Below are 20,381 nucleotides of genomic sequence, written 5' to 3'. Positions count from 1 at the left end.
GATTCTTTGATTCTTTGATTCTTTGACTCTTTGATTCGAAACGGCAGTTTTCCGGAGCAGTAAATGGCAGTCAGCGTTTTCGATCTCTTCAAAATCGGCATCGGTCCTTCCAGCTCGCATACCGTCGGGCCGATGCGGGCCGCGCTCCTTTTCGTCCAGGCGCTCGAGCGCGACGGGCAGCTCGAATCGACGGCTTCGGTCAAGGTCGAGCTCTACGGCTCGCTTGGCGCGACAGGCAAGGGCCATGGCACGGATCGCGGCGTCATGCTCGGCCTCATGGGCGATGCGCCCGATACGGTCGATCCGGATACGATCGGCGCGCGGCTGGAAGCGATCGGCAAGTCGAGGCGTCTTGCTCTCATCGGCAAGCACGAGATCGACTTCGTGCCGAAAGAGGCCATCGCGTTCTACCGCCAGGCTTTGCCCGAGCATCCGAACGGTCTGAAGCTGCGTGCGCTCGACGCGGCCGGCGAGACGCTGCGCGAAGGCACGTACCTTTCGGTTGGCGGGGGCTTCGTGGTGACGGCAGGTGCGCCGAATACCAAGGTGCTGTCGGCTGTCGATGAGCTCGCCCACCCGTTTCGCACCGGTAACGAGCTGCTGGGGCTTTGCGCGTCGACGGGCAAGACGATCTCGCAATTGATGTGGGAAAACGAGCGTGCCTGGCATACGGATGAAGAGACGCGCGCCGGTCTGCTGAAGATCTGGAACGTCATGCAGTCTTGTGTCGCGCGCGGCTGCGGCATCGGCAATCCCGATGCCGACGGAACGCTGCCCGGGCCGTTTCAGGTCAAGCGCCGCGCACCGCAGCTGTACCGGGCACTGACGGCGAGTCCCGAGCAGAGCTTGCGCGATCCGCTTTCGATGGTCGACTGGATCAATCTCTACGCGATCGCCGTCAACGAGGAGAACGCCGCGGGCGGGCGAGTCGTGACGGCGCCGACGAACGGCGCCGCGGGCATCATTCCCGCCGTGCTGCACTACTACACGCGCTTCGTCGCGGGCGCGAACGAGCAGGGCGTCATCGATTTCCTCATGACGGCCGCCGCGATCGGCATTCTCTACAAGCTCAATGCGTCGATTTCGGGCGCCGAAGTCGGCTGCCAAGGCGAAGTCGGTGTCGCGTGCTCGATGGCGGCCGGCGCGCTCGCCGCCGTCATGGGCGGTAGTCCCAAGCAAGTCGAGAATGCGGCCGAGATCGGCATGGAGCACAACCTCGGGCTCACTTGCGATCCGGTCGGGGGGATGGTCCAGATTCCATGCATCGAGCGCAATGCGATGGCGTCGGTGAAGGCCGTCAATGCAGCGCGCATGGCGCTGCGCGGCGATGGCAGCCACTACGTTTCGCTCGATTCGGTCATCAAGACGATGCGCGAGACGGGAGCGGATATGAAGACGAAGTACAAGGAGACGTCGCGCGGCGGGCTGGCCGTCAATATCGTCGAGTGCTGAAGACTCAAGCTACCCAAACCATTCAGGAGGTTGCCGCATCATGCCGAACGCCGCCGATACCGCCACCATGTCGGGAGCGCGTCTCCTCGTCGATGCCTTGCTCACGCACGGCGCCGATCGTGTTTTTTGTGTGCCGGGCGAGAGCTTTCTGGCCGTACTCGATTCGCTCCACGACGTGAGCGAGCGCATTCAGACCATCGTCTGCCGCCATGAGGCGGCGGCGGCCAACATGGCCGAGGCGACGGGCAAGCTGACCGGCCGGCCCGGCATCGCGTTCGTGACGCGCGGCCCGGGCGCCACGCATGCTTCGATCGGCGTGCACACGGCGTTTCAGGATTCGACGCCGATGATTCTCTTCATCGGGCAATGCGCGCGCGACCATCTGGACCGGGAGGCGTTTCAGGAGATCGACTATCGCCGCATGTTCGGGCAGATGGCGAAGTGGGTCGCGCAAATCGACGACGCGCGCCGCATTCCGGAATATCTGAGCCACGCGTTTCATACGGCTTGCTCAGGACGGCCGGGACCCGTCGTTCTCGCGCTGCCGGAAGACATGCTCTCGGACCCGTGCCCGGCCGTTCCGGCTGCGCCCAGATACCGGCGCGTGGCGGCAGCCCCGGCGCCCGCGCAGATCGACTCACTGCGAGAGCTGCTCGAAGTGGCAAAGAAGCCGATGGCGATCGTCGGCGGCAGCGGATGGAACGAGCAGGCATGCTCCGATTTGCGTGGTTTTGCCGAACGGTGGCAGTTGCCTGTCGGCTGCGCGTTCCGCTACCAGGACACGCTCGACAACGACCATCCGAACTATGCGGGCGACGTGGGGCTGGGCATCAATCCCGCGCTCGCGAAACGGATCCGCGAGGCCGATCTGTTGTTGGTGATCGGGCCGCGTCTGGGCGAGGCGACCACCGGCGGTTACACCTTGCTCGATATCCCCAAGACGAAACAGACGCTTGTGCATGTCCATCAGGGTGCGGAGGAGCTTGGGCGCGTCTATGCGGCCGACCTGCCGATCGTGTCGGGCATGCCCGAGTTCACGGCTGCGCTGGCCGCGCTCGATCCGCGCGCGACGCCCGCCTGGGCGGGCAGCGCCGACGAGGCCCATCGCGAATACCTTGAATGGCGCGGTCCCCGACCGATGCTCGGCGACGTTCAGCTCGGCGAGATCATGGCGCAATTGCGCAAGCGGTTGCCGGCCGACGCGATCGTGACGAACGGCGCGGGCAACTATGCGATCTGGCTGCACCGCCACTTCGCCTATCGGCGGTTCAAAACGCAGCTCGCACCGACGAGCGGCGCGATGGGTTACGGCGTGCCCGCCGCGCTTGCGGCGAAAGTTTGCCACCCGGAGCGCATTGCCGTGGCCTTTGCCGGCGACGGCTGTTTCATGATGGCGGGGCAGGAGCTTGCAACGGCCATGCAGTACGGACTCAATGCGATTTTCATCGTCGTCAACAATGGGCACTACGGCACGATCCGCATGCACCAGGAGCGCCACTATCCGGGCAGGCCGCACGGCACGGGGCTGACGAACCCCGATTTCGCGGCGTTCGCCCGTTCGTTCGGCGCGCATGGCGAGACGGTGGAGAGAACTGCCGACTTTTTGCCGGCATTCGAGCGCGCAATCGAAAGCGGGCTCCCCGCACTGATCGAGATTCGCGTGCCGCAGGAAGTCAGCACGCCCAATGCGACGCTCGAGCAGATTCGGGAGCAAGCGCGTGCGGCGCGCGGGCAGTGAGAGCGGCTGATCTCCATCGCCCTCTGGAAGGTTCGTCGAGGAAATGCGTTGCTGCCCACTAAGCCGATCGTCGTAGACAATCCTGAGATTCGAGGCGAACTACCGAAGCCAATTCTCCAAGGGCAGGTTAGGTACGCGGGCGAACTCATCGGTGTTGTCGGTTACGAGCACGGCATCGATCGCCAACGCGTGTGCGGCAATCAACATATCGTTCGCGCCGATCAGCTTTCCACGCCGCTCTAGGTCTGCGCGCAGATGTCCGTAGTACCGATCTGCCTCGCCGTTGAGCGCCATGACCGTTAGGCTCGCCAGGAAAGTGTCGACGCGATCCGAGAGTGCCGGTGAGCCTTTCTTTTCAGCGCCAAAGCGTAACTCCGCGGCGACAACGATCGATGTGCAGAGGCGCTCGGGCGGCATTTCGCGGATGCGCGCGGCGCAGCCTCCGCGCGTATTGCGAATTGCGTCGAAGATGATGTTTGTATCGAGTAGGTAAAGGGTCACTATAGGTCCACCGGTTCCGCGGGAAGGTCTCCGATATCGGGGAAATCATCATCGAGCGGTTCCCACTGGGCCAGGAGCTCTCTCAGCGGAAGAGTCTTTATCGGTTCGATGATGAGGCATGCACCTTCCTTCCTGATGATGACCTCATCACCGGGAAGTTCGAGTTCACGCGGAATGCGAATGGCTTGATTGCGCCCATTGCGGAATATCCGGACATGCCGGCCTTCTAGTGTCGTCACGATAATCTCCTTGGCATATGCCTAAGCATCGGCCAAACCGGGCAGCGTTGCAACGCATACTTGAGACGTGGCGAAGCTTGCTTGGCAGCGTCGCCAAGCTGCTCGTTCAGCGCGGCGTTGAATGTGCATCGATGGTGTATGGGCGAGACAGCCGCTGGGCGGTGCCTGGGCAAAGAGCGGCTGATCGGTCTGCGGCAGTCCGTCACTCGCCAGCCGTACGCTCGCCGTGACAGGCCGACCGGCACTGTAGACAATCAATGCCCTCGATAAAGCTCGACCTGCATTTGCGACAACTGTGCGCGCCGTCGATCAGCGGTCGGCATTTGGAACATCCACCGCGGCTTGAGCGTCGTGAAAAACGGCGTATCCGATTGCTGAGATGCTCGCTGCGGCGGCGTCTCAGCCACAGCTAGCGTGCGGCGGTGCGTCCGCCGGACAGGATGCCTAGGCGCGGCCGACGCCGCGTGCTCGACAGGGCGCTTTCTCACGCTCGATTTGCTGGCGGCGGGGCGAGCAGGCGACGCGTCGTCGTCGCGAGCATCTTGCTCGACCGATCGGGTTGAACTTCTCGATGTTTCGTCCGCGCTGCGCGGCTCGCTCTCTGCGCTTTGTGAATTGGCAGCGGCCGCGGCAATTGTTTCGCATGCCGAACTATCTTCGCTGTTGCAGCTCTCCGAGGCGGCGCGCGTTGGTGCTGGTGCCGCCATTGCCTTTGCGGTCTCGTCTGGCTTTGCCGATGTCGTCGGCCCGGGTCCCGGCTCGGCGTCGCGCGCGATCGCCGGCTCCTGGGTTGCCGTCGGGGAAGCGTCTGTATGCGTCTGAGCCATTGGCGAAGTGAGCGGTCGCTCACTTGATGGAGAATGAGCCGTCGTTGTCGACCGCGGCTTCGCGTGCGCCGACGGCGGCGATCTGTGCTGAGCGCGTAGAGGCGTCCGAGATGTCGGTTGCGCAAGAGTCAACGCCGGCGCCGTGGGCGGAGCACTGGCTGGCTCGCCAGTTCGCTCGTTGGCGAGTAGTGAAGAAGAAGAAGGGGGCGAAGTGGGCGCTTCCATCGCCGCGATGATCGCCGTTGACGAGGCGCTGGCGATCGCCGGCGGTTTGGCCGTGATTGCTGCCTCGGCGGCCGCGATCGCTTCGGATTGCTGAGTTTGTTTGCTGAGTGCCGGCTTCGGTTCGTGCCCGGCCGTGAGGCTGGGGGGCGTTTGAGTCGGCACGGTTGCTCGCGCAGGTGCTGGCGTTCGGGGCGGTGCCGGCTCATGCGCGGAGGGCTTCGGCGCTTCGGCCAGTACCTGATCGCGCCGAGGCTGTGCCGGCGTTTGTGCAAGTGCGGGAGCGCTCGCCGCGGGCTTCGGCGTCTGCGCCAGTGCGGGGGCGCTCGCAGCAGGCTTCGGCATCTGCGCCAGTGCGGGAGCGCTCGCCGCGGGCTTCGGCGTCTGCGCCAGTGCGAGTTCGCGCGCCGAGGGCTTTGGCGCTAGCACTGCCGCCGACTCGCGCGCAGGCGGCTTGGGCCGCGCCTCGGTCGTGCTTGGCGCAGGTGCGGTGGGCAGCGGCTTCACGTTTGCTGCAAGCGGCGTCTGGGGCTGCGCGGGGGCCGGCGCGCTCGGCGGTGTCCGACGCTGCTGCGCGGTGGAACGGTTCGGGTGCTTGGAATCGCCTAGCCTCGTCGCATCGCTTGTATCGTCCGTGCGTGCGCTCTCGATCTGCTGCTGCAGCAGCGCGACGAGCGAGTCGGACGTCCTCGCCGGGTGAGGCGAAGCCGAGTCGTCCCGCGCTTCGTCGGTTTCGGGATTGCGGGCATCGCGGCTCGCTTGCTCGGCATACCGGCCTTCGACGTTGCGCCACATCTCCTGCGCATTCTCGTGTTCGGTGATGGCCACGTAGCTGCCGAACCCGGCGGCGAAGCCGAAAAGAATCACAGCCACGCTGGCCGAAACGCCCCAGCGTCGAGCGCCGTTGGCATCGGCGGGAGCGAGGCGTCGCGGCAGCGCCGTGCGCGTTCGCGCGGGTTGGCGTGCCGTCCGATGAAGCACAGGGAGACCCGGCGGTTCGCGCGTCGTCGCGGGCGAGTGCGAATCGTCTGAGATGGCAAGCCCAGCGTCGAACCGCAAAAGCACGCGCTGCCCGCATCGCGGGCAATTCGCGCTCGTCGCTGCCAACGCCGATCCGCAGCGCGGGCACTGCAACGGCTGTGCCTGCTTCGTCGCTTCCCTCTGCATAGGCCCTCGGGGATGAAGCCATCCCCAATATATGTGCCTCGTCACACGAAAGATCAATAAAGGATGGCGCGCGGATGTTCGCTACTTAACATACGAAAGCGAACGCGGTACCCCAAACGCGCTTTCCGTTGGGGACTTCCCCATCCTTGCCGTGTAACATCGTTTCCAAAGCCGGCCAATTGCGGCGGGGACCCCATGAGCGAAAGACGAATGCGCGCCCGGGTCGCGAGTATCGCGATCGCTTCGGCCGTCGCGTGGTCGTGCCATGCCGGGGCCGCGCCCGAAGCTTCCGCACCCGACGCATCCACGAGTCGTTGCTCCCCGGCGTTTTCCGAACGCGACGTGGAGCGAGGCCTCGTGATGCACACCAACTGTGGCTTGCCGGCGCCTGTCGTCGAGCGCCTCGTCGACGAGCCGAACCGTGCCGCTCAGCGTGCCGGACTTGCGAGCAATCAGCGTGCCGCGCTTGCGCGCGCCGCCAACATCATGCTTGCCGCGGTGCGCGAGGAAGCGCTCGAGAATGCCGCGCCGGTGCTGGCCGCGCTCGCGGCGATGGCGCAAAGCCATCCCGACGTCGATTTCGTTGCGGTGGCGCAGCAATGGAGTATGCGGTATCGAAAGCTGCTCCACGAGACATCGGTGACGCGAACGTCCGATCCGACCGAGCTCGATGTCGATCGTGCGGTCGGCCATTTGGAGCTCGGGGCCGCCGCCAAGCTTCTCGCGGGACAACTACGCGAGGACCAGGTCCCCTCCGCGCTCGCCGCGGCGCGCCGACACGAGGCGTCCATCGTCGAATGGCTCAGGTTCTCCCCCGAGCGCGCGCTCGGTTATGCCAAGGCGGCTCACGCGCTGCAGCCCGACGATATCGAGCTGTCGGAGACTTACGCCGACATGCTCGACGAGCTCCGCCTGTTCGAGCAGGCAGAGCCGATTTACGAGTTGCTGCTCGTCCGCTATGAGTCCCTCGCGCAGGATCGGCCCACCGTATGGCGTCCTCGAATCGGGCGGCTTTTTTTGAAACTTGGCGGTCTTTACGCGGCGCTGCAGTTGAGGAAGGATGCAGAGGGTGCTTACCTGCGCGCCCTCGGGATCTTCTGGGGACTCGCGCGCGGCGAGCCCCTCACGTACGGTCCGTCCGTCGCCGTCGCATTCGCCGATCTCGGCATGCTCTACCGCGATTCGGACCGGCCCGAAGACGCGCTCGAAGTCTATGGCGAAGCGCTCACGCTCGATCGCGCGCTGGCGCAACACGACAAGAGCGCTTACGACCCCGACGTTGCCGCGACGCTCAACGATCTCGGCGTGCTTTACCAGACGATGCATCGCAACGACGACGCCAACGGCGCTTATGGCGAGGCGCTGGCAATTGATCGCCGGCTCGTGAGCGAGAATCCCGCGGCCTACCGCCCGGTACTCGCGCGGACGTTGAACAATCTGGGCAATCTCGACAGCGACATGGGCAAGCGGGACGACGCGTACCAGGCCTATCGCGAAGCCTTGCAAATTCGACGTCAGCTCGCGCGCGAAAGCTTCGTGCTGAATGGCGGCGACGTCGCACGCACGTTGTCGAATGTGGGCGCGCTGTATCGGGCGCAAGGCCGCTCGGCCGAGGCGCAACAGACTTACATCGAGGCGCTGCGAATCTATCGAAGGCTGCGCGGCCGCGCGCCAACCGACTATCGGCCCGACGAAGCGCGCACGTTCAACAATTTAGGGGTCCTATACAGCCGGACCCATCGACCGCGCGAGGCCGAGGATGCATTCCGCCGATCGATCGCGCTTTACGATTCGCTGTCGAGAGCGGATCCCTCATCGCATCGCAAGGATTTCGCGCGCGCTTTGAACAACCTCGCGCAACTCTATGGTCGGACCGGCCGTCCGCAAGAGGCCGATGCGGCCAGACGCAAGGCCGCCAAGATGCTCGAGGCCGCCAGCGAGCAGTGATTGGCCGAGCGCGTCCTCTCGAGGCTTAACGACGCCTGCGCGGAGGAACGAAGCGCCACGTGCAGAGGACGAGCAACGCAAACAGTGAATAGGCCACTGTGAAGACCCAGGGCGGAAAGTCGTAATAGATCAGGCGTTGCAACCAGTACTCGACGAAACCTTGATTCGACGTCGCGCCGTGACGCAGCCAGGTCTCGAGCACGGTCAGCGGACAGGGGATGTCGGCGACGGCGAGCAGTGCGACGATACCGATCGCGCCCAGATGCAAAAGCCGGAAAACCGGATTGCGCACCCATTGCCAACCTAGCGCCACGCCGACCCATATCGCCGCGAAGCCGCCAACGATGAACGAAACGACGAGTGCATGAAGGATGAGGACGATGTCGGCCCAGGCGGTCATGGGCACAGTTTACCGTCTGGGCAGAGCCGCGATTCTCTCGGGGTTGGCGCTCGCGCGCTCCCGGATACAATTCGGCAGCACCGCATCCACTCGACACGAGGCGAATTGATCCATGCGTAATTCCGACCGGGCGTTCCTGCTCGGCCCGTTATTGAAAGGCGTTTCGCGTTCCTTCTACCTGACGCTGCGCGTGCTGCCCAAGGGCATGCGCGAGCCCGTCGGTCTCGCCTATTTGCTTGCGCGAGCAGCGGACACGATCGCCGATACGTCGTTGATCGAGCCGGCGCAACGGTTGTCTCTGCTGCACGAATTGCGTGAGCAAGTGAACGGCGCATCGGATGATGGCGCATTCGCCCGGCGTCTTGCCGGCGAAGTCGCGGCGCGGCAAACGCAATCCGATGAGAAGGTTCTGCTCGAATCGCTCGAGCCGGCGTTGCATCTCTTGGCGCAATCGAAAGAATCCGACCGTGAAGCGGTGCGCGGTGTCGTGACGACGCTGACGAGCGGGATGCAGTTCGATTTGCGCACGTTTCCAGACGAGCGCTCGGGCTCCCTCGCTGCGCTTGCGAAACCGGCCGACCTCGATCGCTACACCTACCTCGTTGCGGGGTGTGTCGGCGAGTTCTGGACGAAGATGACGTACGCGTATGCGCCGGGCTCGCTCGTGGGCGATCCGGCTCTGGCGATCGAGCGCGGGGTGCGATTCGGCAAAGCGCTGCAATTGACGAACGTGCTCCGCGATTGCGCAAAGGACCTCCGCATCGGCCGCTGCTATCTGCCGACGACGATGCTGAGCCGCTACGCGATCACGCCCGAGGATCTGAAACTGCCCGATGCTTCGGCGCGTGCACGACCGCTCATGCTCGAGTTGGTAGGCGTTGCCCTCGAACACTACCGCGCGGCGCTCGACTATACGTTCGCCATTTCCGCGTGGTCCATCCGCTTGCGGCTCGCGTGTCTCTGGCCGATATTCATCGGTCTCGAGACGCTGCAATTGCTCGTCGACAACGAAAACTGGCTCGATCCCGCCAAGCCTTCGAAAGTGCCGCGCGCTCGCGTCTACGAGATCATGGCGCGCTCCACGGCGACAGTCGCATGGAACGGGGCGCTGCGCGGATGGGCCGACGGCATCATCGCCGCGATCGAGGCGCGCATCCAAGCCGCTGAGCCATTGCGCATGCCGAGAGTCGAACCGTGAAATAATGGGCCGGTCCACACGCCTCGCGTCGAGGGAACTCACGAAATGCCCACATCCAGTTCACTGCTCGCGTTTGGCCTCGTCGCGCTCGGCATGGCGCTGACGCCCGGCCCCAACATGATGTATCTGGTCTCGCGCTCGATCTGCCAAGGCCGCACCGCCGGTATGATCTCGTTGGGCGGCGTGGCGCTCGGGTTTCTGTTCTACATGTTGGCGACGGCGTTCGGCATCACCGCCTTGCTTTTCGCAGTACCGCTTGCTTATGACGCATTGCGCTTCGGCGGTGCGCTCTATCTCGCCTACCTTGCCTGGCAGGCCCTCAAGCCGGGCGGCCGATCGCCGTTCCAGGTGCGCGCGCTGCCGCCCGACAGTCCACGCAAGCTCTTCGTGATGGGGTTCTTCACCAATCTGCTCAATCCGAAGATCGCGATGCTCTATCTGTCGCTGCTGCCGCAGTTCATCGATCCACATGGCAGCGTGCTCGCGCAGTCGATGACGCTCGGCAGCATGCAGATCGTCGCGAGCCTTGCCGTCAATTCCGTCGTGGCGATCATGGCCGGTTCGATCGCTTCGTTCTTTTCGGGGCGTCCTGCGTGGCTCGTCGTACAGCGTTGGCTGATGGGTACGGTGCTCGCCGGGCTTGCGCTCAGGATGGCGACGCAGGCGCGGCGTTGACTTCTATCCGGTAAGAAACGCGGGATGATTCGGCCTCCCGGGCCTTCATCGCGCATTGCACGGCGAATAACGTGCGATGTCAGCCGTTCGTCAGCCGCTCAAACGGGAATTGCATCGCACGCAAAGAGGCCGCCCCGACGGTTCGTTGGTTTATCTGTCCGGCGGAGTCGTTAGTTGTCCGAAGGATATTCGAGCTTAGGGTACCAATCGGTGCCGCGGCCCTCGGGCGTCATGTCGAGAATCGTCCAGATCGGCTGGATGTCTGGCGCGCCACGCGGATCCTGGCCGGGGTCGGCCGTCTCGGGCCCCATCTCGCCGGCCCAGAAGTGATGAATGCGGCCGTTCCTGCGCACAAAGACGTTGAACGCCGGGTTGTCTCCCGATTCGGGGTCCTCGTGCGCGTAGTCGACGTTGAATGCGTTCCCGCCCGACGAATAGAGCCGCAGATACCGCCAGCCGCGCTCCTGCTTGAAGGCTGTGAGACGCTCGATCGGCGAGCGCGCGATCACGGCGAATGCGACGCGCTGGAGGATGTCGGGCATTTCGCCGTCGAGGGCGCTCAGCAGCGATGTGCACATCGGGCACGGACGCTGGCGTTTGGGGCCGAACATCCAGTTGTAGGTGACGAGCGTGTCATGCTTGCCGAACATTTGCGCGAGCGCGGTAGGGCCTTGCTCGCCCTCAAAACGGTAATCCTGCGGCACGACTCCGCCCAGCGGCAATGCACGGCGCTTCGCCGCGACGCGCTCGATATGGCGGCGCAATTCGATCTCTTCAGCGAGCAGGGCGTTGCGCGCCTTGCGGTATTCCGCGCTTTCGTTTGGGAAACGAAGTTTTGACTGCGCAAGCAGGAACGCCGGTTTCAATGCCTGATCGGATGCTTCGGAATGGCTCATGAACTTGCCTCCTTGGGATCGACGGTAAGTGGGGCAGAACCGGATGCCGTACCGCGGAACGGCGGGCATGGCGCTGTCCCCGTTCCTACGACGAACGACCAGAGGCGAAATCGACACGACGGCGCAGCTCGTGATAGGTCGGGAGTCCGAACGATTGGAAGACCCCCGGCCGACGTTTGGCCAAGCGATCGCGGTGGCTTGCCTTATTCGCCGATGGCCCGCGCGGCGCCGTCGAGTTCCTGATTCAGCACGTGCTGCTCGTCTCCCGACAATCCGCCGCCGTGCTGAGTTGCCATGTCGTGCGCTTCCTGACGGATCACGTCGAGCCGGTGGTGCAGTGCGCCTCCCTGCGGGGGCGGATAGTAGCCCTGATTGACGTGCCAGTCGATGCGCCGGCTCAGGTTGTCGATGCGATCGCCAATCTGATCGAAGCGTTGCAAGGCGGCCTCCCGCGGATTCGGCCGCGGAGGGGGCGGGGCGCTCACTCGCTGCGGCGGCGGAGTCACCACGCAGGCCGCCAACGATGAAATCAATGCGGCGCACGCGAGCGCTCGGATCGTATGTGGCATTCCCATTCTCCTTGTATTGGCGTTGTCGTTCACGGTGTTGCTAGCGTTGCGATGCCCGCGCGCAGCGCGATGTCGCGATGTCGCATTTCAGGCGACATCGCAAAAACGGCTCAAGTGATCGCCGCGATGACATCGCGGTCGCGAAAGTTGTAACGGAGTCTTCGGCGGGCCCCGCCTTTCGTCGCGCGCTTTCAGGCGGTCTCGCGAGCGAACGTCAGACGTCGGCCCTCGCGCGCGCTGCGCTCGGCCAGCTCAATGATCGTCATGACGTCGACCGCATCCTGCGGCGTGACCGGGAACGGCGAGCCCTGCCGGATCGACGACGCGAGCGCTCGATAGAAATCGGCATAGGCACCCTCCTTCGTCGGTAGCGGGCGCTCGGTTTCCTGACCGTCCGAGATCACCCGCAGCGTGCCGGCCGCGTTGCCGCCGCCGAAGCCCGCGTCGCCCGGGCGCAGGCCGGCCTTCAATTGATCCTCTTGCGTATCGAGGCCTGCTTTCACGTAGCTGCCGAGCGTGCCGTGGATCGCGAAGCGCGGAGGCTCGAGGGCGGACAGCGCGCTTGCATGGAGCACGACTTCCTTGTCGGCATAGCCGAGCAGCAGGTGGACGTAGTCAGGGGCCGTCGCATGATCGCGGTGCGTCTTCACGCTCGCGTAGACCGTCTCCGGCGCCCCGAACAGCACGAGCGCCTGATCGATCAGATGGGGACCGAGGTCGAAAAGCAGTCCGCCGCCGCGCGATGCTTCCTCGCGCCAGCGTTGGCGGATCTGCGGACGAAAGCGATCGAAATGCGACTCGAAATGGACGATGCGGCCGAGCGCTTGGCTGTCGATGAGTTCGCGCACGGTAAGGAAATCGCCGTCCCAGCGCCGATTGTGGAAAGGCGCGAAGACGAGGCCGCGATCGCGCGCGAGCCGGGCGAGGGCGAGGGCGTCGGCTGCGCGCAGCGTGACAGGCTTGTCCACGACGACATGCTTGCCGGCCTCGAGCGCCTTTGCCGCCATCTCGAAGTGCGTATCGTTAGGCGTGGCGATGACGACGCACTCGACTTCGTCGAGCGCCAGCAGCGCTTCAAGATCGGGGACCGTCTTCGCCTGCGGATAGTCGGCGAGCGCTTGTTCCGGCTTGCTCGTCGCAATCGCCGCGATGCGTGCGATGGGTTCGCGCCGATCGTCCGCGGCATGGCCGCAGTGCTCGATGACAGGTGCGTGGAACGTCGCGCCGGCGAAACCGTATCCCATCAAGCCGATTTTCAGCGATGAAGTCATCTGGGCTTTCCGAAAGCTTTCAAGCGGGTTGGCGCATCGCAGCCTCACGAGGCTAGTCGTGCGCGAAGTCCGCATTTTGGCACGAGGCGACGCAAGAGAAGCGGTAGCCGCAGCGCTCACCTTGGTTGGCGCATGGAGTCGCAATTCGTTCGTGTTAACATCGCGCACTCGCCCTCAGCTTTCCATCTGGCTCGAATAAGCGCTAAAGCGCCCACTCGCCAACTCCACGAACAAGATGTCCGCAGCAATGAATGCCGCCCAAAGCGAGGCGGTTCGCTACTTCGACGGCCCGTGTCTCGTGCTTGCCGGCGCAGGCAGCGGCAAGACGCGCGTCATCACGCAGAAAATCGCCTATCTCATCGAGCAGAAAGGCTTCGAGCCGCGCCATATCGCCGCCGTGACGTTCACGAACAAGGCGGCGGCCGAGATGCGCGAGCGTGTCGGCAAGTTGCTCGAAGGCAAGACGCTGACGGCGCCCGGCAAAGAAGGGCGCAAGGTGCCCGTGAACCAGTTGACGGTCTGCACGTTCCACTCGCTCGGCGTGCAGATTTTGCGGCAGGAAGCCGAGCATCTGGGTCTCAAGCCGCAGTTTTCGATCATGGATTCCGACGATTGCTTCGCGATGATCCAGGAGCAGGTCGGCTCGACCGACAAGGGATTCATCCGCAAAGTCCAGTCGATCATCTCGCTTTGGAAGAATGGCCTCATCGATCCGGAGGCGGCGCTCGCTGGCGCATCGAATGAAGACGAACATCAGGCTGCGATCGTCTACCGCAACTATGTCGCGACGCTGCACGCCTACCAGGCCGTCGATTTCGACGACCTGATCCGGCTCCCCACCGAGCTTTTCGCGCAAAACGAGGCCGTACGCGACCGGTGGCAAAACAAGCTGCGGTATTTGCTCATCGACGAGTATCAGGACACCAATGCGTGCCAATACGAATTGCTGAAGCTGCTGGCAGGTCCGCGCGCGGCGTTCACGGCGGTGGGAGACGACGATCAGGCGATTTACGGCTGGCGCGGCGCGACCCTCGAAAACCTCGCCCAGCTCGGCAAGGATTTCCCGAAGCTTCACGTCATCAAACTCGAGCAGAACTACCGCTCGACGGTGCGCATCCTCACGGCCGCGAACAACGTCATCGCCAATAATCCGAAGCTGTTCGAGAAAAAGCTGTGGTCCGAGCACGGAATGGGCGATTCAATCACCGTGACCGGCTGCAACGACGAAGAGCACGAGGCCGAATCGGTCGTGTTTCGACTCTCCGCGCACAAGTTCGAGCGGCGCGCGCAGTTTCGCGACTATGCGATCCTTTATCGCGGCAATTTTCAGGCGCGGATCTTCGAGCAGGTATTGCGGCGCGAGCGCATCCCGTATGTTCTTTCGGGGGGCCAATCGTTCTTCGATAAAGCCGAGATCAAGGACATCTGCGCCTATTTGCGCCTCATCGCCAATCCCGACGACGACCCCGCGTTCATTCGCGCCGTGACGACGCCGCGGCGCGGCATCGGCAATACCACGCTCGAAGCGCTGGGCTCGTTCGCGGGACAGGCGAAGGTGTCGCTCTTCGAGGCGGTCTATATGGGCGGCATCGAAGCGCGCCTGTCGGCGCGACAAGTGGAGCCGCTGCGCGTGTTTTGCGATTTCATTCAGCGCATCGGCGAGCGGGCGACGAAGGATGCGGCGACCACACTGATCGACGATTTGATGGAGGCCATTCATTACGAGGCCTACCTCTACGATACGTTCGACGAGCGCCAGGCGCAGTCGAAGTGGCAGAACGTCCTCGAGTTTCTGGAGTGGCTCAAGCGCAAGGGGACCAAGCCCGAGCGCGAAGAGGCCGAAGACGGCGAAGCGACGGGCTACGACAACGCCGACGGACTGGCCGACGAGGGCAAGAATCTGCTCGCGCTCATTCAGACGGTAGCGCTGATGTCGATGCTCGACGGCAAGGACGAGGATCCCGATGCGGTGCGCCTGTCGACCGTTCATGCATCGAAAGGGCTCGAGTACCCGCACGTGTTTCTCGTGGGCGTCGAGGAGGGCATCATGCCGCACCGCGGCGGCGCGGACGACGAGCCGATCGACGATGCGCGCATCGAGGAAGAGCGGCGCCTGATGTACGTGGCGATCACGCGGGCGCAGCGCAGCTTGCATCTGAACTGGTGCAAGAAGCGCAAGCGCGCGAGAGAGACGGTGGTTTGCGAGCCTTCGCGCTTCATCGCCGAGATGGGGCTCGACGAGGCGCCGCCGCCCACGCCCGAGGAGGCGCCGATGACGCCGAAAGATCGGCTCGCCAGCCTCAAGGCATTGCTTCAGAAGTCCTGAACATCAGAGCTCCTGAATATTGGCCGTCCTGATTATTTCGCCGCGCTGACCATATAGTCGACGGCGGCTTTCACGTCCGCATCGGACGCCTGCGATCCGCCCTTCGGGGGCATGTTGCCCTTGCCGTGCAGCGCGTAGTTGTAGATCGTGTCCATCGGATCCTTGAGGCGCGGCGCCCAATCGGCCTTGTTGCCGAACTTTGGCGCGCCGAGCACGCCGGCCGCGTGGCAGGCCTGGCAAACCTGCTGGTAGAGAGCCTTGCCGGCCTGGTTCGCGTCGGCGCTCGCGGTGGTCGTGGCGGGAGCCGATGCGGGTTCGGCCTTGGATGCCGAGTTCAGCGCGGCCATCGCGGCGGCGGCTTGCTGACCTGCCGCTTGGGCGCTGGCGTCGGCTGGCGATTGTGCCGAGGCGCCCGACGCTCCCGGGGCGGCTTGGGCCGTCGCCGTTGCACTTGCGCCCTGCGCCGGTGCGGCCGGCTCGGGGAAATTCGCCCCGCCGTGATCGGCCATATAGACGACAGCGCGGGCGATCTCGTAGTCGCTGTAGTCGTCGGGCGACGTACCGCCGCGCGGCGGCATCGCGCCCTTGCCCGTCAATGCCGTGTGCAGCAACGTGTCATAGCCTTGCGCGATGCGTGGCGCCCAGTCCGCGCTGTTACCGAACTTCGGCGCGCCCGCGGCGCCCGTGCCGTGGCAAGTCACGCAGACCGCCTTGAAGACTTCCTCGCCGGTCTTGTAAGCGTGCGGCGCGTTGGCATCGCGAACCGTGACCTGCGCGATCGGGGCGATGCGCTTCGCGACGGCGGCATCGGCGAGCTCGTCCGTGCCGGCGCCCGTGCGGACCGTCTCGTTGACGTTATAGGCCAGCAGCCAGATGATCACGATCGGGATCGCGAACGCGGCGACGACCGCCGCAATCAGCTGGCCCGGCGTTTTGATCGGGGCTCCGTGTGGTGCTTCGCTCATGCTTGTCTCGTCTCCCGGTGAATATTTGTTCGTGAGCGGTACAGCGTGACGGCAACGACGACTACGGCAACGACTTACTTCATTCCATCGACCACGGACGATTATAGACGGAAGGTTTTGGCGTCGGCGAGATGGCGCTCGGATCGCGTGGGGCGCGTTTACCCGCAATGATTTGCGGTGGGTTTCCGCGGTAGCGGCGGTTGTTTGGAGGCGTGAGGCGAGGCAGGGCGGGCGTTGCTCGGTATTCGGGGGGGGATCGCGGGCGGGGGGAAGGTGGACGCGTCACGCGAAACAAGGTATTCTCTTCGTCTTGCTCGGCGCTGCGTCCCACCGGCCGCGGCGCCTTCGCATTGAAGCGCCCGTAGCTCAATGGATAGAGTACTGCCCTCCGAAGGCAGGGGTTGCTGGTTCGATCCCAGCCGGGCGCGCCAAGTCTGGTAAGGCATTCAGCCGTTCCGCTACCGCATCGTTTTCCTCGAGTACAGTGAAAATACAGTCAGCCGACAGCTAGATGCCCGTCGGGGGACTGCGTATGCGGCTGCACCCAGCGCGTCAGACGATCCGCTATTGCGGCGGCCACGGGCGACGACTCTGCGCTCTGCTGCGCGAGATCGTCGCGCAGACAGTTGGCGCATAACCGCTGCACCATCTCCAAAGTTCCCTATCCGCCAAGCTCTGTGAGCACTCCTAGCGGCGCTGCCGGATAAACGTACTAACAAGAATCCCTTGCGCTCTCGTTTTATTGTAAATACAATAAATCGCATGGAGATCGAATTCGACGCCAACAAACGCGACAAGACGCTGACCGAGCGGGGACTGGATTTCGCGCGCGCGGCCGAGGTCTTCGCCGGACACCATTTCACCGTAGAGGACGCACGTGAAAACTATGGTGAATTGCGATATGTCACGGTCGGCAAGGTGGATGGCCGGATGATCGTCATGGTATGGACTCCACGCGGCGAGGCTCGCCGCATCGTCAGCATGAGGAAAGCAAATGACCGTGAGCAAACGCGCTACGCATACCGAGTGGGTTGATCCGGACGACGCGCCGGAGCTGACCGACGAATTTTTCGAACAGGCGGACGAGTACATCGGCGATAAGCTCGTGCGCCGCGGACGTGGGCGGCCGGTAGGCAGTCACAAGACCGCCACGACTATTCGGCTCGACGACGACGTGCTCGAAGCCTTCAAGGCGACGGGGCGCGGTTGGCAGACGCGCATGAATGCCGCGCTGAAGGACTGGCTTGCGACCCACAAGCTGGCCTAGAAAAGAGCCGCTCCTACTAGGTTCCGCCCGAGGCCAGCGCAGTACAGTGAATCACTCGTGCAATTGAAGCTCGATTTCATGCGGTTGTACCAACACATTCAGCAACTCCGGCCGAAGGTCCAATAACTTCAGCAGATTGACTACGGCCGCCACGGGCATGGCTTGGCCGCTCTCGTAACGCGAGAACGCGTTGTGTCCGCCCCCCGTCAGGCGGGCGGCCTGCGCCTGGCTCAGATGCAATTTCTTGCGGATGCGACGAATCTCGTGTTGGGTGTGCTCGCGCGCCTTCAGTACCAGTGCATCGCTGGCCGCCGCATATTGCATTGCGCTTTGCGGATCGAACTCGACTTCCTCGCACGCGCGGCAGCGCCAGCCCGACAGCCCACGAACCTGGGTGGCAAATTCCTCGTGCCGGATCGTAAAGGTTTCATTCTCAAACCGCATCATGCCATTACGGGTGCCGCAGTTCACGCAGTTGCGATTCTTCATAGTCACTTTTCCTTGAACTGGATGACCGGTGCACCGTCGCTTCGCTCGAAAACCTTGACGTAGGCCACTTTGCCGTTTGGAGTATCGGCGTGATACACGTCTTGCCATACCTGTGATCCGCGTAAGTGGTCATGGACTTGAAGAAGTTGCCGCCGCGCCGGTGCGACGCGGAGCTCAACCTTGCTACGACGGCAAGCATCTCCGCACTCGTAAGCCCCATAGCTCGCCCGCCATCAAGAGCGGTCTTGGTGAAGGCCGCCGCCCCCAGCCGAGCAATGGTGGCTTGAATGGTGGTGAGCTTGTAATGCGGTGTGTTCTTCTCCATCTAGATATTACCCTTTGAGGGTAATATTGGCAGGACCGCTCTCGCCCCGGCAGGCGTATCCGCTCGCGCTTGCGATCGATTCGCCAGGACGCGCCGACACCACCATATCGAGCATTGAATCGCCGCACGCCGGGCAGAGATCACCGGTTAGGCGAGGAATCGCAGCCGACTCGCCGTTGTACGAGTAAGAGGTTTCTCGCATATCGCGGATCAGGCCGGCCGCACCGCAAGAGGGGCACTTCATATTCGTCACTCCTTAATCGCTTAAACAAGGCGATCAAAGATAGTGACTGCTATCGAACAGTGCTCGACCCACGGATTCGGACTACATGACCCCCTCTTCGCATCGCTGCAGGTTTGCGGGCTGCACCGGCGCATCGATGTGCCAACGCTGGGGCAACGGAGTCCCCATGACGCACGGATTCACGACGCACCAGAGCGGCGGTCGAAGATAAGGTGATCGGCTATTGCGGACATGCGTCGAATCGCACAAAAACCCCCGGTCGCGACCCATGGAAATCCCCCGTGTGGCGGGCCGGTTTCACTAAGCCTTGGCGTGAAGCACGCGATGGGCCATCGATACAATCACGCCTGCGACTAGCGCGAGACCTAGCCAAATCTTGCACCATACCTCGTAGCTGGCGGCGTCATACGCAGATTCTCCGTCGAGACCGAATTGTGCGCCCAGTACGCCTAAGACAAGGTGATCGAGGAGCGGGGAAGGCAAGCTGCGCAATAATACGGTTGTGAGGACGTTTATTGCAGCGGCGCCAGAAAGGACGGCGAACAGTATGCGAAGCTGCTTGCCTCTTAACTTGTTCGCCCGCGATGCGATGGCAATGCTGCAGAGAAGCAGCAGTATCAATCCGCCGCCGGTGTACAGATCTTCACGCGGCGCCGGCAGCAAGAGGATGAATGGCGCAACGTCGAATAGTGCCAGGACGCCAGCCAGCAAGCTGCTTGTAACGGGTGAATTTGGTTTGCGCATTGTGCCTTCGTTGACCCGAAAGTTTTCTTCGGCTGAGCCTAGAAGGTGATGGCTATTGCCCGATTCATGTGCTTATCGCAGCGTCTTTTGGCGTGATCGCCCTCCGTTTCGCTGGCGAGCGAGTACATCACCGCAGTAACTCAGCCACACCAAGCACGGCGCCCACGAACGCCGTCGCCCATATCACGGGATACCAGCGCGCGTCGCGTTGCAGCTTGGCCGTTTCGGCGCGAAGCTTCGCGCCTTCGTCAACCAACTTCATCGTCTCGGCCATCATCTTGGCAATGTTGGCCTCGATCATGGCGACGTCCAGTTTTCCTTCTTCCATCTTTCGATGTCCCGAGCATTCAGTGTTCGCGCCCTGAATGGGCGGCCGCGAGCATTGTGCATCGGCTTCACCGCGCGATTGTCAATCCACGGAGAAAAATCAGACACCGCTCCCGTCGTCCGAGAACCGCACAGGGCGGGCGGGAGCGGCTTCCCCCGGGACGCTGACGCGTCAAATGCCATCAGCAAGTTGATCGATCAAGACAGCTTGCCGATCATCGACGCCAGTTCGTTCTTCGTGAACGCGCGCAAAGACTGCGTACGCACGTTGCCGGCGGAGCCCAAAGCCAGACCGAAGGTCGTAAAGCTCTCGTCATCGGGAGCGTCGATAACCGCGACGATGTCATATTGGCCGAGCGTCCAGAAGACTTCCTTCATTTCGCAGCCAAAGCCCTTGGCCATTTCCGCTACCTGGCTAGCCCGTTGCGGGCTGTTTTTGATGTTGCGGATACCCTGATCAGTGAACTGCGCAAGCACGATATAAGTCGCCATGACGATTCCCCTTACGATTCGACGTGTCGGGACTTCCGCGCGAGCGCTGCCGCGCGGGTGCACGGCAACGGTCCGCGCGCCATTTCATTCTAGGCGACGC

General features: G+C 63.4%; 21 protein-coding genes, 1 tRNA gene and 1 pseudogene. 9 read left to right on the top strand and 14 right to left on the bottom strand.

The window, feature by feature from the left end; genetic code table 11:
* Window positions 1-63 precede the first annotated feature (63 nt).
* Window positions 64-1,452, top strand: a complete 1,389-nt coding sequence (locus AB4Y31_RS09095; protein WP_368673664.1) for an L-serine ammonia-lyase — start codon at window positions 64-66, stop codon at window positions 1,450-1,452.
* A 40-nt stretch (window positions 1,453-1,492) separates the two neighbouring features.
* Complete coding sequence (locus AB4Y31_RS09090; RefSeq protein ID WP_368673663.1) at window positions 1,493-3,190, top strand: thiamine pyrophosphate-binding protein; 1,698 nt, start codon at window positions 1,493-1,495, stop codon at window positions 3,188-3,190.
* A 99-nt stretch (window positions 3,191-3,289) separates the two neighbouring features.
* On the opposite strand, the gene AB4Y31_RS09085 is transcribed toward AB4Y31_RS09090, so the two are convergent.
* Both AB4Y31_RS09085 and AB4Y31_RS09080 read right to left on the bottom strand, forming a co-directional pair.
* Window positions 3,290-3,691 carry a type II toxin-antitoxin system VapC family toxin gene (locus tag AB4Y31_RS09085; RefSeq protein ID WP_368673662.1) on the bottom strand — a complete coding sequence of 134 codons (402 nt, stop codon included), beginning with the start codon at window positions 3,689-3,691 and terminating at the stop codon, window positions 3,290-3,292.
* Window positions 3,691-3,930 (bottom strand): antitoxin, encoded by a 240-nt coding sequence (locus AB4Y31_RS09080; RefSeq protein WP_018441434.1) that lies wholly within the window; start codon window positions 3,928-3,930, stop codon window positions 3,691-3,693. Before AB4Y31_RS09080 ends, AB4Y31_RS09085 begins: the two co-directional genes overlap by 1 nt.
* A 2,576-nt stretch (window positions 3,931-6,506) precedes the next feature.
* Here AB4Y31_RS09080 and AB4Y31_RS09075 point away from each other — a divergent pair.
* On the top strand, window positions 6,507-8,093 hold the full coding sequence (locus AB4Y31_RS09075) for a tetratricopeptide repeat protein (RefSeq protein WP_368674461.1): 1,587 nt from the start codon (window positions 6,507-6,509) through the stop codon (window positions 8,091-8,093).
* Window positions 8,094-8,118: 25 nt separating this feature from the next.
* Here AB4Y31_RS09075 and AB4Y31_RS09070 read toward each other — a convergent pair whose 3' ends face one another.
* Window positions 8,119-8,493: a DUF2784 domain-containing protein gene (locus AB4Y31_RS09070; RefSeq protein WP_368673661.1), complete on the bottom strand. Its 375-nt coding sequence runs from the start codon at window positions 8,491-8,493 to the stop codon at window positions 8,119-8,121.
* Window positions 8,494-8,605: 112 nt separating this feature from the next.
* On the opposite strand from AB4Y31_RS09070, the gene AB4Y31_RS09065 reads away from it, so the two are divergent.
* Window positions 8,606-9,691 (top strand): phytoene/squalene synthase family protein, encoded by a 1,086-nt coding sequence (locus AB4Y31_RS09065; RefSeq protein ID WP_368673660.1) that lies wholly within the window; start codon window positions 8,606-8,608, stop codon window positions 9,689-9,691.
* 45 nt (window positions 9,692-9,736) lie between these two features.
* Window positions 9,737-10,366: a LysE family translocator gene (locus AB4Y31_RS09060; RefSeq protein WP_018441440.1), complete on the top strand. Its 630-nt coding sequence runs from the start codon at window positions 9,737-9,739 to the stop codon at window positions 10,364-10,366.
* A gap of 170 nt (window positions 10,367-10,536) precedes the next feature.
* On the opposite strand, the gene AB4Y31_RS09055 is transcribed toward AB4Y31_RS09060, so the two are convergent.
* The 3 genes from AB4Y31_RS09055 to AB4Y31_RS09045 form a co-directional block, all read right to left on the bottom strand.
* Window positions 10,537-11,262, bottom strand: coding sequence for a DUF899 family protein (locus AB4Y31_RS09055; protein WP_368673659.1), 726 nt, complete (start codon window positions 11,260-11,262; stop codon window positions 10,537-10,539).
* 203 nt (window positions 11,263-11,465) lie between these two features.
* Window positions 11,466-11,831 (bottom strand): hypothetical protein, encoded by a 366-nt coding sequence (locus tag AB4Y31_RS09050; RefSeq protein WP_368673658.1) that lies wholly within the window; start codon window positions 11,829-11,831, stop codon window positions 11,466-11,468.
* A gap of 191 nt (window positions 11,832-12,022) precedes the next feature.
* The gene (locus AB4Y31_RS09045) at window positions 12,023-13,102 is read right to left on the bottom strand and encodes an oxidoreductase (RefSeq protein ID WP_368673657.1); all 1,080 of its coding nucleotides are present in this window, start codon (window positions 13,100-13,102) and stop codon (window positions 12,023-12,025) included.
* 235 nt (window positions 13,103-13,337) lie between these two features.
* Here AB4Y31_RS09045 and AB4Y31_RS09040 point away from each other — a divergent pair, with 235 nt between their 5' ends.
* Complete coding sequence (locus AB4Y31_RS09040) at window positions 13,338-15,428, top strand: UvrD-helicase domain-containing protein (RefSeq protein ID WP_368673656.1); 2,091 nt, start codon at window positions 13,338-13,340, stop codon at window positions 15,426-15,428.
* A gap of 32 nt (window positions 15,429-15,460) precedes the next feature.
* Here AB4Y31_RS09040 and AB4Y31_RS09035 read toward each other — a convergent pair whose 3' ends face one another.
* A complete protein-coding gene (locus tag AB4Y31_RS09035; RefSeq protein WP_368673655.1) occupies window positions 15,461-16,393 on the bottom strand; it encodes a cytochrome c5 family protein in 933 nt (310 codons plus the stop codon).
* 355 nt (window positions 16,394-16,748) lie between these two features.
* Between AB4Y31_RS09035 and AB4Y31_RS09030 the strand changes: the two genes are divergently transcribed.
* A tRNA-Arg gene (locus tag AB4Y31_RS09030) sits at window positions 16,749-16,824 on the top strand.
* 65 nt (window positions 16,825-16,889) lie between these two features.
* Here the strand turns inward: AB4Y31_RS09030 and AB4Y31_RS09025 are convergent.
* The gene (locus tag AB4Y31_RS09025) at window positions 16,890-17,042 is read right to left on the bottom strand and encodes a hypothetical protein (RefSeq protein ID WP_368673654.1); all 153 of its coding nucleotides are present in this window, start codon (window positions 17,040-17,042) and stop codon (window positions 16,890-16,892) included.
* A 113-nt stretch (window positions 17,043-17,155) separates the two neighbouring features.
* Between AB4Y31_RS09025 and AB4Y31_RS09020 the strand changes: the two genes are divergently transcribed.
* Both AB4Y31_RS09020 and AB4Y31_RS09015 read left to right on the top strand, forming a co-directional pair.
* Window positions 17,156-17,428, top strand: a complete 273-nt coding sequence (locus tag AB4Y31_RS09020; RefSeq protein WP_368673653.1) for a BrnT family toxin — start codon at window positions 17,156-17,158, stop codon at window positions 17,426-17,428.
* Window positions 17,388-17,660, top strand: coding sequence for a BrnA antitoxin family protein (locus AB4Y31_RS09015; RefSeq protein WP_368673652.1), 273 nt, complete (start codon window positions 17,388-17,390; stop codon window positions 17,658-17,660). Before AB4Y31_RS09020 ends, AB4Y31_RS09015 begins: the two co-directional genes overlap by 41 nt.
* Window positions 17,661-17,711: 51 nt before the next feature.
* Here AB4Y31_RS09015 and AB4Y31_RS09010 read toward each other — a convergent pair whose 3' ends face one another.
* From AB4Y31_RS09010 to AB4Y31_RS08985, 6 genes and pseudogenes are all read right to left on the bottom strand, one after another.
* Complete coding sequence (locus AB4Y31_RS09010) at window positions 17,712-18,149, bottom strand: type II toxin-antitoxin system MqsA family antitoxin (RefSeq protein WP_368673651.1); 438 nt, start codon at window positions 18,147-18,149, stop codon at window positions 17,712-17,714.
* A gap of 2 nt (window positions 18,150-18,151) precedes the next feature.
* Window positions 18,152-18,474 (bottom strand): annotated as a pseudogene (locus AB4Y31_RS09005) (type II toxin-antitoxin system MqsR family toxin).
* A gap of 7 nt (window positions 18,475-18,481) precedes the next feature.
* On the bottom strand, window positions 18,482-18,718 hold the full coding sequence (locus AB4Y31_RS09000; RefSeq protein WP_368673650.1) for a type II toxin-antitoxin system MqsA family antitoxin: 237 nt from the start codon (window positions 18,716-18,718) through the stop codon (window positions 18,482-18,484).
* Window positions 18,719-19,018: 300 nt separating this feature from the next.
* A complete protein-coding gene (locus AB4Y31_RS08995; protein WP_368673649.1) occupies window positions 19,019-19,462 on the bottom strand; it encodes a hypothetical protein in 444 nt (147 codons plus the stop codon).
* A 127-nt stretch (window positions 19,463-19,589) separates the two neighbouring features.
* Window positions 19,590-19,763 (bottom strand): hypothetical protein, encoded by a 174-nt coding sequence (locus AB4Y31_RS08990; protein ID WP_368673648.1) that lies wholly within the window; start codon window positions 19,761-19,763, stop codon window positions 19,590-19,592.
* 224 nt (window positions 19,764-19,987) lie between these two features.
* Complete coding sequence (locus AB4Y31_RS08985; RefSeq protein WP_368673647.1) at window positions 19,988-20,281, bottom strand: GYD domain-containing protein; 294 nt, start codon at window positions 20,279-20,281, stop codon at window positions 19,988-19,990.
* Window positions 20,282-20,381 lie beyond the last annotated feature (100 nt).

Source organism: Trinickia sp. EG282A (assembly GCF_040965455.1).
Lineage (GTDB): Bacteria > Pseudomonadota > Gammaproteobacteria > Burkholderiales > Burkholderiaceae > Trinickia > Trinickia symbiotica.
This window is presented reverse-complemented; position numbering and strand designations above follow the sequence as displayed.